The 12493-nt window shown below is 69.7% G+C and carries 11 protein-coding genes; 4 read left to right on the forward strand and 7 right to left on the reverse strand.

Annotated features, from left to right (window positions below):
• Positions 1-3 precede the first annotated feature (3 nt).
• Both ACWJI7_RS04455 and leuS read left to right on the forward strand, forming a co-directional pair.
• A complete protein-coding gene (locus tag ACWJI7_RS04455) occupies positions 4-225 on the forward strand; it encodes an Hfq-related RNA-binding protein (protein ID WP_479935732.1) in 222 nt (73 codons plus the stop codon).
• Positions 226-338: 113 nt separating this feature from the next.
• Entirely contained in the window at positions 339-3008 is a 2670-nt protein-coding gene (gene leuS, locus ACWJI7_RS04460; protein ID WP_479935734.1) for a leucine--tRNA ligase, read from the forward strand.
• A gap of 4 nt (positions 3009-3012) precedes the next feature.
• Here leuS and fghA read toward each other — a convergent pair whose 3' ends face one another.
• Genes fghA through ACWJI7_RS04475 form a run of 3 tightly spaced genes read right to left on the reverse strand, consistent with a single transcriptional unit; the run spans position 3013 to position 6627 of the window.
• Entirely contained in the window at positions 3013-3873 is an 861-nt protein-coding gene (fghA, locus tag ACWJI7_RS04465) for an S-formylglutathione hydrolase (RefSeq protein ID WP_479935736.1), read from the reverse strand.
• The gene (locus ACWJI7_RS04470; protein ID WP_479936000.1) at positions 3870-4985 is read right to left on the reverse strand and encodes an S-(hydroxymethyl)glutathione dehydrogenase/class III alcohol dehydrogenase; all 1116 of its coding nucleotides are present in this window, start codon (positions 4983-4985) and stop codon (positions 3870-3872) included. The genes fghA and ACWJI7_RS04470 overlap by 4 nt, the downstream gene beginning before the upstream one ends.
• A gap of 40 nt (positions 4986-5025) precedes the next feature.
• Positions 5026-6627, reverse strand: a complete 1602-nt coding sequence (locus tag ACWJI7_RS04475) for a glucose-6-phosphate isomerase (RefSeq protein ID WP_479935737.1) — start codon at positions 6625-6627, stop codon at positions 5026-5028.
• Between the two features lie 354 nt (positions 6628-6981).
• Here ACWJI7_RS04475 and ACWJI7_RS04480 point away from each other — a divergent pair, with 354 nt between their 5' ends.
• Entirely contained in the window at positions 6982-7689 is a 708-nt protein-coding gene (locus ACWJI7_RS04480; RefSeq protein ID WP_479936002.1) for a helicase DnaB, read from the forward strand.
• Positions 7690-7727: 38 nt separating this feature from the next.
• On the opposite strand, the gene ACWJI7_RS04485 is transcribed toward ACWJI7_RS04480, so the two are convergent.
• The 3 genes from ACWJI7_RS04485 to ACWJI7_RS04495 are packed head-to-tail and all read right to left on the reverse strand — an operon-like array spanning position 7728 to position 10684.
• Positions 7728-8618, reverse strand: a complete 891-nt coding sequence (locus ACWJI7_RS04485; RefSeq protein ID WP_479935739.1) for an N-acetylmuramoyl-L-alanine amidase — start codon at positions 8616-8618, stop codon at positions 7728-7730.
• Positions 8612-10330, reverse strand: a complete 1719-nt coding sequence (locus ACWJI7_RS04490) for a M61 family metallopeptidase (RefSeq protein ID WP_479935740.1) — start codon at positions 10328-10330, stop codon at positions 8612-8614. Before ACWJI7_RS04490 ends, ACWJI7_RS04485 begins: the two co-directional genes overlap by 7 nt.
• A gap of 9 nt (positions 10331-10339) precedes the next feature.
• Entirely contained in the window at positions 10340-10684 is a 345-nt protein-coding gene (locus ACWJI7_RS04495; RefSeq protein ID WP_479935742.1) for a DUF1257 domain-containing protein, read from the reverse strand.
• On the opposite strand from ACWJI7_RS04495, the gene purN reads away from it, so the two are divergent.
• Positions 10676-11395: a phosphoribosylglycinamide formyltransferase gene (purN, locus tag ACWJI7_RS04500; RefSeq protein WP_479935743.1), complete on the forward strand. Its 720-nt coding sequence runs from the start codon at positions 10676-10678 to the stop codon at positions 11393-11395. The genes ACWJI7_RS04495 and purN overlap by 9 nt on opposite strands.
• Here purN and argC read toward each other — a convergent pair.
• The gene (argC, locus tag ACWJI7_RS04505) at positions 11386-12477 is read right to left on the reverse strand and encodes an N-acetyl-gamma-glutamyl-phosphate reductase (protein WP_479936004.1); all 1092 of its coding nucleotides are present in this window, start codon (positions 12475-12477) and stop codon (positions 11386-11388) included. The two genes, purN and argC, sit on opposite strands and share 10 nt — an antisense overlap.
• Between the last annotated feature and the right edge of the window lie 16 nt (positions 12478-12493).

Below are 12493 nucleotides of genomic sequence, written 5' to 3' on the forward strand. Positions count from 1 at the left end.
CCCATGGAGAATCCCAGCCTGGATTCCAGTCTGCCTGGGGTGCGGCACCTGCAGAACTGGATCCGTCTGCGCGCCAAGCTCCAGCTGCAGCTGGTCGACGGCCGGTCGTTCGACGGCTGCCTCGACTGGCAGGATCCGGAATTCTTCGCCCTGCGCCTGGGCGGAGACGACGGGCCCATCCTGATCCGGCGGGCCGCCGTGGCCCTGATCCGTCCCCTCGACTAGGGGAACACCCCCCAGGTCCTGGGAGGGACCTCCCCCAGGGCCCCGTGTGGCACGATCACAACCACGCGTGCGCGGCTGAACCGTCAGGGCCGGCACCTGGCCTGGCCGTGTCCGTGACCCCAACCAGCAGCGGAACGAGCGGAGGAGCCGGCCATGGACCTGGCACCGAGCCCGCTCGTTATCAGCCCGGGCGGATCGAGGCGCACTGGCAGGCGGAATGGGAGCGGCAGGGTCTCCACACCACCGAGGAACCGGACCAAGGAGAGGAGACCTTCTACGCCCTCTCGATGTTCCCCTATCCCTCGGGGACCCTGCACATGGGCCATGTGCGCAATTACGTGATCACCGATGTGATCGCCCGGGTGCAACGGCAACGGGGCCGGCGGGTGCTCCATCCGATGGGCTGGGACGCCTTCGGGCTGCCGGCGGAGAACGCGGCGATCGAGCGGGGCGTCGACCCCGGCGACTGGACCGACCGCAACATCGCCCAGATGCGCGACCAGCTGCGGCGGCTGGGGCTTTCCATCGACTGGGAGCGGGAGGTGACCACCTGCCACCCCTCCTACTACCGCTGGACCCAGTGGCTCTTCCTCCAGTTCCTCGAGGCGGGTCTGGCCTACCGCAAGGACGCCACGGTGAACTGGGATCCGATCGACCACACCGTGCTGGCCAACGAGCAGGTGGACAGCGACGGTCGTTCCTGGCGCTCCGGGGCCCAGGTGGAGAAGCGGCAGCTGCGGCAGTGGTTCCTGCGCATCACCGACTACGCCGACGCCCTGTTGGCGGATCTCGATCAGCTCGAGGGCTGGCCCGAGCGGGTGCGCACCATGCAGGCCAACTGGATCGGCCGCTCGGAGGGCGCCGAACTGCACTTCCCGGTGCTGGCCGCCGATGGCAGCCAGACCGCTGACGCCATCACCGTGTTCACCACCCGTCCGGACACGGTCTACGGGGTGAGTTATCTGGTGCTGGCGCCGGAACATCCGCTCGTGGCCGCCCTCACCACGGCCGAGCGGCGGCTGTCGGTGGAGGCTTTCCAGGATCTGGTCGGCAACGAGAGTGAGCAGGACCGCATCGCCGAGGACAGACCCAAGCGGGGGATGGCCCTCGGCTCCTGGGCGATCAACCCGTTCAGCGGTGAACGGATTCCCCTCTGGATCGCCGACTACGTGCTGGCCGACTACGGCACCGGTGCCGTGATGGGCGTGCCCGCCCACGACCAGCGTGACTTCATCTTCGCCCGGCAGTACGAACTGCCGGTGCGTCGGGTGATCGTGCCCTTGGGGGCCGACGAGCACGCCTACGACGGTGGGGCCTGGACCGAATCCGGCCGCCTGATCCACTCCGGCCCCTTCGACGGGATGACCTCCCACGCGGCGAAGGCCGGGATCATCGACCTGGCGGAACGGGAGGGCTGGGGGCAGGGCCGGGTCCGCTTCCGGCTGCGCGACTGGCTGATCTCCCGCCAGCGCTACTGGGGCTGCCCGATTCCCGTGATCCACTGCGAGACCTGCGGTGTGGTCCCCGTGCCCGCCGCCGATCTGCCGGTGGAGCTGCCCCGCGACCTGGCCTTCAGCGGCAGGGGGGGGTCGCCGCTGGCGCTGCTGGAGAGCTGGGTGAACGTGGCCTGCCCCAGCTGCGGCCAGCAGGCCCGGCGGGAGACCGACACGATGGACACCTTCATCTGCTCCTCCTGGTACTACCTGCGCTACAGCGATCCCCACAACGGCCAGCGGCCCTTCGAGCGCGAGCGAGCCGACCGCTGGCTCCCGGTGGACCAGTACGTAGGCGGCATCGAGCACGCCATCCTCCACCTGCTCTATTCCCGGTTCTTCACCAAGGTGCTGCGCGACCAGGGCCTGCTGGGCTTTGAGGAACCGTTCCGGCGCCTGCTCACCCAGGGCATGGTGCAGGCGATCACCTACCGCAATCCGCACACGGGCCACTACGTGCCGCGGGCCGAGGTGGATGATCCCGCCGATCCCCGCGATCCGATCAACGGCGATCGGCTGGAGGTGGTCTACGAGAAAATGTCGAAATCGAAGGGCAACGGGGTCGATCCGGCCGGAGTGATCGAGCGTTACGGCGCCGACACCGCCCGCATGTTCATCCTGTTCAAGGCGCCTCCCGAGAAGAGCCTGGAGTGGGATGACGCCGATGTGGAAGGCCAGTTCCGCTTCCTGCAACGGATCTGGCGCCTGTTCGAGGCTGCCGCAGAGCGCGGCCTGGTCCTGGCGGAAGCGGAGTTGGAGGCCCCGGACAGCTCCGCAACCGAGGCGGGCTCCCCGGTCGCGGCGGATCAGCCGCTGCGACGGGCCGTCCACACCGCCATCGCCGCCATCGATGAGGATCTCTCCGATGGCCAGTACCAGTTCAACACCGCCATCGCCGAGCTGATGAAACTCAGCAACGCCATGGGCACCCTGCTGGAGACGGCCTCCCCCCCGGTGGCCCGGGAGGCCCTGCGCACCCTGCTGCTGCTGCTGGCCCCGTTCGCCCCCCACCTGGCGGAGGAGCTCTGGCAGCGGCTTGGCGGGGGCGGCAGCGTTCACCGCCAGGGCTGGCCCATCGCCGACCCCGCCGCCCTGGTGGTGGACACGGTGCACCTGGTGATCCAGGTGCAAGGCAAGGTACGGGGCCAGCTCGAGGTACCGGCGGACGCCGATGCCGCCACCCTGGAGCGGCTGGCCCTGGCCAGCGATATCGCCGGCCGTTGGCTGGAGGGACGCCCCCCCCGCCGGATCATCGTTGTGCCTGGAAAACTTGTGAACCTGGTGCCCTGAGGGGTCAGCCGAGCAGGGCGGCGGCGTGGTGGCGCAGGTGGTCCTCGATGAAGCTGGCGATGAAGAAGTAACTGTGGTCGTAGCCCTCCTGGCGCCGCAGCGTGAGCGGATGGCCGGCCGAGGCGGCCGCCGACTCCAGGCTCTCGGGGCGGAGCTGCGACACCAGAAAGCCGTCGGCGTCGCCCTGGTCGATCAGCAGGGGCAGCCGCTCGCGGGCACCCCCGATCAACAGGCTCGCGTCCCAGGCGGCCCAGCCGGTGCGGTCGGGGCCCAGGTAGCGCGAAAAGGCCTTCTCCCCCCAGGGGCAGCCGCTGGGATGGGCGATCGGCGCGAAGGCCGACACCGAACGGTAGCGGCCCGGATTGCGCAGGGCGCAGACCAGGGCGCCATGGCCGCCCATCGAATGGCCGCTGAGGCCGCGTCGCCCGTTCAGCGGAAGTTCCCGCTCCAGCAGATCCGGCAGTTCCCTTACCACGTAGGTGTGCATGCGGTAGTGGAGGCTCCAGGGGGCTTCGCTGGCATCGAGATAGAAGCCCGCCCCATGGCCGAAGTCCCAGGCCCCGTCGGGATCGGTGGGCACCTGGGGGCCGCGGGGGCTCGTGTCGGGCGCCACCAGGGCCAGGCCCAGGCGGGCCGCCAGGCGCTGGGCACCGGCCTTCTGCAGGAAGGTCTCCTCGGTGCAGGTGAGCCCGGAGAGCCACCAGAGCGCCGGCACCGATGCGCCGGCCAGGGCCTGGGGGGGCAGATAGACCGCGAGGGTCATCTCGCAGGCCAGCGCCGACGATGGGTGGCGGTAGCGGCGATGCAGCCCGCCGAAGCAACGGTTCTCGGAGAGCAGGGTGAGCCTGGGTCGATCCGGTCTCACGGCGCGAAGTGGATGACGGAGCGGATGCTCTTGCCCTCGTGCATGAGCGCGAAGGCGCGGTTGATCTCCTCGAGCCCCATGGTGTGGGTGATGAAGGTATCGAGGGGGATCTCCCCGTTCTGAAACCGCTCCACATAGCCGGGCAGTTCGCTGCGACCGCGCACCCCGCCGAAGGCCGAACCCCGCCAAACCCGACCGGTGACGAGCTGGAAGGGCCGGGTGGCAATCTCCTGACCGGCGCCGGCCACTCCGATGATGGTGGACTCGCCCCAGCCCTTGTGGCAGCACTCCAGGGCGGCCCGCATCACCGCCACATTGCCGATGCACTCGAAGGAGTAATCCACGCCGCCACCGGTGAGGTCAATCACCACCTCCTGGATGGGAGCGCTGTCAGCGCCAGGATCGAGGCAGTCGGTGGCCCCCAGCTGACGGGCGATCGGGAACTTGGCCGGATTGGTGTCGATGCCGATGATCCGATCCGCCCCCGCCATCACCGCTCCGATGATGACCGCCAGGCCGATGCCCCCCAGGCCGAACACGGCCACGCTGCTGCCGGGCTCCACCCTGGCCGTGTTGAGCACGGCGCCGATTCCGGTGGTGACGCCGCAACCCAGCAGACAGACCTTCTCCAGGGGAGCCTCCCGGCTGATGCGGGCCACGGCGATCTCGGGCACCACGGTGTACTCCGAAAAGGTGGAGGTGCCCATGTAGTGGTGGATCATCCGACCCCCGCTGGAGAAACGGCTGGTGCCATCGGGCATCAGACCCCGGCCCTGGGTGGTGCGGATCGCCTGGCAGAGGTTGGTCTTGCCCGAGAGACAGAAGCTGCAGCGGCGGCACTCCGGGGTGTAGAGGGGAATCACATGATCCCCCACCACCACCGAGCTCACCGCCGGCCCCACCGCTTCCACCACCGCGCCCCCCTCGTGGCCCAGCACCACCGGGAACAGCCCTTCGGGATCCTGGCCCGAGAGGGTGAAGGCATCGGTGTGGCACACCCCGCTGGCCACCAGCCGCAGCAGCACCTCCCCGGCCCTGGGCGGAGCCACCTCGATCTCGGTGATCTCCAGGGGTTCTCCCGCGGCCCAGGCCACCGCGGCGCGGGATCGGATCATGGCCGTAAAGAGCGGGAACCTAGCAGGCTCCGAGCGGTCAGCCCCGGCGGAAGGTGAGGGAGGACGGACTGCCCCAGTTCCCCGCGGCGTTGTACCCGCGGTCATTGCCACAGAGGTGACGCAGGATCCAGAAAGCCCCTTCCGGACTCGCCAGATCCAGCTCTCGGCGGATCATCTCAAGATCCCGGGGCTGACCGTCGGCCAGCAGCCTCTCAACCCGGCTCTGCAGCTCGAGAATCGTGGCGGCGGCCTTCTTGCCCGCTTCCACGCCGGGCTGGTCGTAGGCGTTGACGTTGACCAGCTCGGCATAGAGACCCACGGCCCGCTCAAACAGGGCGACCAGGGCCCCCAGGGACCTGGCATCGAAGCGGCGCAGGGTGATCGCGATGCTCTGGCGGCCCCCTTCACTGAGGGCAGAGCGGGTGCCCTGCAGAAAACCATCGAGAAAGTCGCCGGGATTCTCCCCATCGATCGGCAGCACCTCGGAGGGATCGTCAAGCACCTCGAGAAAGGTCACGAAGAAATTGTCGACACCATCCCGCAACTGCTGCACATAGGCGTGCTGATCGGTGGAGCCCTTGTTGCCGTAAACGGCGATGCCCTGATGCATCTCCTGACCATCCCGGTCGAGGCGCTTGCCCAGGGACTCCATCACCAGCTGCTGCAGATACCGGCTGAACACCTCCAGCCGGTCCCGGTAGGGAAGCACCACCATGTCGCGGCGCCCCCGGCCCTCTCCGGCCGTATGCCAGGCGGCGGCCATCAGGGCAGCCGGATTGGCGACCAGCTCGGGCACACGGGTGGCCGCATCCATGCCGGAGGCTCCGGCCAGGAAGCCGTGCAGATCAGCCCCGATCAGGGCGGCAGGCAGCAGGCCCACCGCACTGGTGATGCTGGTGCGGCCTCCAACCCAGTCGAACATGTCGAAGCGGGCCAGCCACCCCTCCGCCTCGGCCCGTTGGTCCAGCGGGCTGCCGAGCATGGTGACAGCCACGGCCTGGGCCGACCAGCGGCCTCCGAGGGCCTCCAGCCTGGCCCGGGCCTGCTCCATGCCGATCCTGGGCTCGGGAGTCCCCCCCGACTTGCTCACCACCACCACCAGGGTGGTGCGCAGCCGCTCTCCCAGGGAGGCCAGGGTGCGCGCCAGTCCCTGCGGATCGACGTTGTCGAAGAAGTGGAACGGCAGTCCAACCCCATCCTCCTGCAGGGCCCGCAGGATCAGGAGCGGTCCGAGTCCCGAGCCGCCGATCCCGATCCAGAGCACATCGGTGAAGTGCTGGGCGCCGGGAGGAGCCAGGGCCCCATCCAGCACCTGCCGGGCGAACTGGTCGATCTGGGCGATCTCCGAGCGAATGTGCGCTCCAACCTCGGGATCGGGGGCCAGCTCCGGCGCCCGCAGCCAGTAGTGACCCACCTGGCGCTGCTCATTGGGGTTGGCGATCGCCCCGGCCTCCAGGGCCGCCATGGCGGCAAAGCCGCGCGCAAAGGCCGGCTCCAGCCGCTTGAGCTGACCGGAGTCGAGGGCCATGCGACTGACGTCGACCCAGATGCCCAGAGCGGCGTCATGCCACAGCAGGGCGCAGAAGCGTTGCCACTGGACCTCGGGGGACTGGGTGTGGAAGTCCGGAAGCGTCGTCATGCGCCCTGATCCGCGAAGAAGCTGCCGGAGCCGAACCTATCCGTGACCGTGCCGGGGGGGAAGCGATCGGGTCGCCCGCGGCACTGGCGCGGCCTTCGCTGGGGGGGTCTGGTATGGACAGCCACACAAACGACCCGCGCGGTGGGCCCCCAGCGTCAGTCCCGGTAATCTTTATGACAGAACTGTTTCAGGCTCCCCCTGTTGGTGGTCCCCGGCATCCAGCGATGGTTCACCGATCCGCTGGCCCAGGGAACCCGGATCGGATCCGCTGCGCTGGCCTTCGTCCTTCTGGCCCTGGCCGGGGGAACCTCCCGGCTGCCCAGACCCGCCCCGCTGCTGCTCACCGAACCGGGCCTGGCCTCCAGCCAGACCACCGACAGCAGCGATCCCGCCGGTCTGACCAGCGAAGGTCAGCGGCCTGACCCGTTGGACTTCAGCCCCGAGGAGCTGCGTGAACTGGAGCGTCGCTTCGGGGTCCATGGCCCCCAGCCGGCCCTGGCCCAGCTGTTCACCCAAGGCATCGACCAGCTCAAGCCGCTGCGATCCCACACCTTCGGACGCCTGGAGGAGCTGCGGCCCACGATCCTGATCGAAAGCCGCCGGCAGAACGTCAATCCGATGCTGGTGGCCGCCGTTCTCTTTGATGAGCTGCAGCACGCCAAGCCTGGGGAGGATCTGCCGCTCGCCGCCCAGTCGGGCCTGTTCCAGACCCATGGTCCGGCCCAGCTGGGGGTGAGCGAGATGATCCACCAGGGTCTGCTCGATCCTGATCCCTCCCCCGAGGACGTGGCCGCCGCCCGCCTGGAGCTGCTCGATCCCGAACGCAACGTGACCCTGCTGGTCGGGAAGTTCGCCCGGCTGATCCGGGCCCTCGGCCTGCCCACCGACCGGCAGCTGGAGGCCAGTGTGAGCCCGCGGGACGCCAAGGGCCTGGCCACCCTCGCCTACCTCCACAACGGCAAGCTGGATTACCCGGCCCGGATCCTTAGTTACATGCAGGATCCGGAACTCCACGCCCTGATCTATTCAACCCGCAAGCCGCTGCTCTCGCCGATCATCTGAACGCCCTCCGGCCGGGGCTGCCCTGCGGGCGGGCGGGCTCAGCAGAGTTTGCCCAGGGCACCGAGGCGCCGCTGGAGCGCCTCCCAGTCGAAGCTGCGGGGATCGGCCCTCTCTCCGCCCAGATCCACCTGGCGGTGAGTGGTGATGTGCTCGGGCGGAAAACCGAAACGACCCATCCAGTCGGCCAGAACCAGCGCCAGGGCGTCGTACTGGGCGGCGCTGTAACCACTGTGGCTTCCGGCGTTGTTCTCGCCATCGATCGGGGTCTCCAGGCTGACGTGGAGGGCAAAATTGTTCACCGAACCCACCAGGCGTGGATTGGTGATCACCCAGCTGCCGTTGAAGGCCGAGTTGCCGGCCCCGAAGGCCCGCCGGCCGGGATCAAGCACATCCACGATCTGGCCGTCCTCACCGATCAGGGTGTGGTAACTCACCTGGTCTTCGTCGCGGGGATGGGGGGTGCGGAAGGTCTGGACCGCCGATCCGATCCCGTACACCGTTTCATGCAGCACCACCAGCTGGGGGGTGACATCGAGGGGATTGCCGAAGGCATCACGGCTGAACCGCTCGCCGTAATTGCTGGGGTCGATGTCGATCCGTTCCCGCCGGCTGGGCAGGGCGGCCAACTGGGTCTCCAGCCTCTGCCTGAGGCGGGGATCCCGATCGACGCACTGCCGGCGCAGGGGGGAGACCCAGGCGGGCCGCCCGGGGGGAGCGGGGGAGGGCCGTCGCGGGGGCTCCGGCGAAGCCGGCGGCTGGCCCACCTGCTCCAGCAGGTCCAGCAGCGAGGGCCGGGCGGCCTGCTGCGGATCGGCGGTGACCCCACGGGCCAGCCAGCCCAGCACCCCCAGGCTCAGCGCCACACCGGTCCCGAGGGCCACCAGAGCCGCCCGCTGGCCCGTCAGCAGACCCAGCCAGCGATTCAGCACGGCACCAGCTCCAGCCACTGCCGCCGTCGCTCCAGTGCCGCGGGGCTGGCCGAAGGATCCCCCAGCAGCAACCAGCGGTCCGTCGCGGGGGGGGCGCACTGGAGCACCAGGGTGCGCAGCCTCCCCCAGCGGCCGATCGTGAGCTGCTGCTCCGCGCCGGCCACCAAGGCACCGGTCAGATCCTCCGGCTGGCGCAGGCGCAGGCCATCGATGGCGATCAGCTCGTCACCCACCGCCAGCTCGGCGCGGCCGGCAGGCCCGTCCCGCTCGACCCGTTTGACCACCAGCCCCGCCGCCTCGGCGGCGCAGCGCAGGCCCGGGTCGGGATGGGGGCTGGACCGGGGCTTGAGCTGCAGCCCCACATCGCCGAGATACCCGGAGAGGTCGGGATCCTCGAATCCATCGAGCCAGAGCGGCAGCAGCCGGCCGAGCTCGGGAGCATGGCTGCAGAAGGCCTCCATCAGGTCCTTGTCCCCATAGCCCCGTCCCCAGCGGCCCAGCCGCTGCCACAGATCGCGGAGCACCTGGGACAGACAGGAGCCAGCGCGGCGAAGTTCCAGATCGAGCACCAGAGCCACCACGGAGCCCTTGAGGTAATAGCTGATCTGGCTGTCGTCACTGTCGGCCTCACGGCGGTAAAGCTTCACCCAGGCCTCCTGGGAGCTCTGCCGCAGGCTCTGGCCGCCCAGACGGCCGGGGGTCCGCAGGTAACGGCTGAGCTCACCGCCGAGATCCTCGAGCAGATCGGCCTCGCTGCTGAGTCCGGCCACGAACGGCAGGAACTGGTCGAAGTAGCTGGTGACCCCCTCCGCGAACCAGAGACTGGGCACGATCACGGGCCGGTCGTAATCGATCGGCATCAGTTCGGCTGGCCTGAGCCGCCGCACGTTCCACTGATGCAGGTACTCGTGGGCGATCAGCTGCAGCAGCTTGCGGTAGCCATCCGGGCGGGCCAGGGAGGGCCGGGTGAACTGCAGCACGGAGGAGCGATCGTGCTCCAGGCCCCCCTGGCCCCGATCCAGCAGATGGAGAACGAACAGGTAATCGGGGGCGGCGGGGGCGGGTTCGCCCATCAGGCGGCAACAGGCCCGGCAGACCTCGGCCACGTCCTCGATCAGGGTCGGCCGAAGCTCCTGAAGGGAAGTCCCGGGGGATCCGGCCTCCCAGCAGACCCAGCGATGGGGTACTGCCGCCACCTGGAAATGGACGCACCGGTGGGGACCGGTCTCCACGGGGGTGTCGACCAGGGCGTCGAAGTCCGGGGCGCACCAGCTGCCATCGGGCTGGGCCGGCAACGGCACGAAGGCCTCCCAGCCGCCGGGCAGGTGCAGGCCCAGCCGGTGGGAACTCCAGCGTTCTCCCTCCACCTGCAGCACCACGGCGGCCAGGGCAAGAAAGCCGTGGTCCGCATCGAGATGGCAGGTGCGCACCGTGAGGTCGTGGGCGAACACCGAGTAGCGCACCTCGAGTGGTTCGAGACTCTCGAGCCTGAGGCGCCACCCGGACGGCTCCACCCGGTCGATCGACAGCGGCCGGTTCCCCTGCCGGACCTCGAGGCCCTCGAGATGGCGGACGTAATCCCGGATCAGGTAGGACCCCGGGGTCCAGGCGGGAAGCCGCAGATGGGTGATCGACTGCCGGGGGGTCCAGGTCAGCTGAACCGCGATGAGATGCCGGCCGGAGGCGGTCAGATCAAGCGAGAACTCCGGCACCGACGAGGATCAGCAGATGAGGTCGAACCGGGCCGTCGGCAGCTGCAGGGTGGCATCCTGGAGAGCCTTGCGCGCGGCGTAGCGGCGGGTGAGCCGGCCGAGGAAGGCCGGCAACCGGGCCGAACGGCTGAGCCTCTGCAGATCACCCACCAGGGCGAGGGAACCATCCCGCTGGCGGCGCCAGCCCAGCGGCTGACCCGGCTCCAGCTCCACCTGGAGGTCAACGTCGGTCTGCTCGCCGGCGAAGCCGGAGAGGGACCCGCCGCGGCGGGGACGGCAGCCCAGATCGGTCAGGGCCGCGGCCAGAGCCTCGAGATCGCGGATGACGGTGGGCAGGATGGAGAGATGGGACATGAGCCGTTTCCCGCTGGGTCAGCGCTTCCTGCTGGGAATGACCCTAGCGATCCAGCCTGCAGCATCCAGTGGCCGTTGCCACAGCCTGGCCCCGAACCCCCTGCCCCGCTGCGGCTGGGGGTGATGGCCTCGGGCCAGGGCACGAACTTCGAGGCCCTCGTCACGGCTTTCCGCCAGGGGACCCTGGACGGCATGGGGCCGGGCCGGGTGGAGCTGCTGGTGGTGAACAACCCCGGCTGCGGCGCCCGGCGACGGGCCGAACGACTGGGGGTGGCCTGCCAGGTGCTGGATCACCGCCTCCACCGGCGCCGGGAAGACCACGACAGCGCCCTGGTCGGCTCCTTTCAGGCCGCCGGGGTTGATCTGGTGGTGATGGCGGGCTGGATGCGGATCGTCACCCCCGTGCTGCTTGAGGCCTTCGCCGGCCGGCTGGTGAATATCCATCCCTCCCTGCTGCCCAGCTTCCGGGGCCAGCACGCCGTGGCCCAGGCCCTCACAGCCGGGGTCACCCTCACCGGCTGCACCGCCCATCTGGTGACGGCCGAGCTGGACGCAGGTCCGATCCTGGTGCAGGCGGCGGTGCCGGTGCTCGGCGGTGACGACGAGGCCAGCCTGGCGGCCCGGATCCAGCACCAGGAGCATCGGATCCTGCCCCTGGCGGTGCGGCTGGCGGCAGCACGACTGGGGCTGGTGCGGACGGCTCAGGGGTAGAAGGGGAGCAGCGGGAGCCCCGTGCCCGCGGGGAGGCCGGCCAGCAGGTTGAGACACTGCACCCCCTGGCCCGCCTGACCCTTGATCAGATTGTCGATGGCGCTCATCAGGATCAGCTGTCCGGTTCGCGGATCCACCTGGACGGCGAGCAGGGCACGGTTCGTCTGGCGCACCCATTTGGTGGCGGGGTAGGTGCCCACCGGCAGGACCGCCACGCAGGGGCTGTGCCGGTAGGCCGCCTCCAGCAGGGTGGTGCAGTCGTCGGCGGTGAGGCCCGGATCGCGCAGCCGGCCATACACGGTGGCCAGCAATCCACGCACCATCGGCATCAGGTGGGGGGTGAACTGGAGCTGGATCGGCTGGCCCACCACCAGGCTGGCCATCTGCTCGATCTCGCTGGTGTGGCGGTGCCCCACCACTCCGTAGGGAACCACCGACTCGGCGGCTTCCGCCAGCAGCAGGGCCTCCTTGGCGGCCCGTCCCCCGCCGGAGGTGCCGGTCTTCGCGTCAATGACGATGCCGCTGGGATCGATCAGCCCCTGTTTGAGAAAGGGAACCAGCGGCAGCAGGCTGGCGGTGGGGAAGCACCCCGGTGCGGCCACCAGGCGGGCGCGGGCGATGCGGGCCTCGTCCCACTCCACCAGTCCGTAGACCGCCTCCTGACAGAGGGCCTGGTCGGTGCGGGCCAGCCGGGAGGCCTCGCTGGCATAAACCGTGTTCCACTGGGCCAGGGAGCGGTAGCGGTAGTCGGCGGAGAGATCCACCACCCGCACCCCACGCTCCAGCAGAGCCGGCACGAGGCCGGAGGCCAGGCCATTGGGAAGACTGAGCAGGGCCAGATCCGCGGCGGCGGCGATGGCCGCCGCCGTGGGCGCCTGGACGATGGGATCCCCCGGCAGCGGCAGGAACGGCACCAGGTCGCTCCAGCGTTGGCCCGCACTGCGCTCGCCACCGAGATAGGTGACCCTGAAATGGGGGTGATCCTGCAGCAGGCGTAGGGTTTGGAGGCCGCCGTAGCCGCTCGCTCCGATCACCGCGACACGCGACGCAGTGACAGGCTGGGCTGCTGGGGCGCTGACCATGCCGGAGGGTGTGCAG

The sequence above is a fragment of the Cryptocyanus atlanticus LEGE 06306 genome, from assembly GCF_056633155.1.

Bases quoted from the DNA above. Each gene is read 5' to 3' on its own strand.
- ACWJI7_RS04455 (WP_479935732.1), top strand. From the start codon at position 4: ATGGAGAATCCCAGCCTGGATTCCAGTCTGCCTGGGGTGCGGCACCTG.
- ACWJI7_RS04475 (WP_479935737.1), bottom strand. From the start codon at position 6,627: ATGACGACGCTTCCGGACTTCCACACCCAGTCCCCCGAGGTCCAGTGG.
- purN (WP_479935743.1), top strand. From the start codon at position 10,676: ATGGGACATGAGCCGTTTCCCGCTGGGTCAGCGCTTCCTGCTGGGAAT.
- ACWJI7_RS04495 (WP_479935742.1), bottom strand. From the start codon at position 10,684: ATGTCCCATCTCTCCATCCTGCCCACCGTCATCCGCGATCTCGAGGCT.
- argC (WP_479936004.1), bottom strand. From the start codon at position 12,477: ATGGTCAGCGCCCCAGCAGCCCAGCCTGTCACTGCGTCGCGTGTCGCG.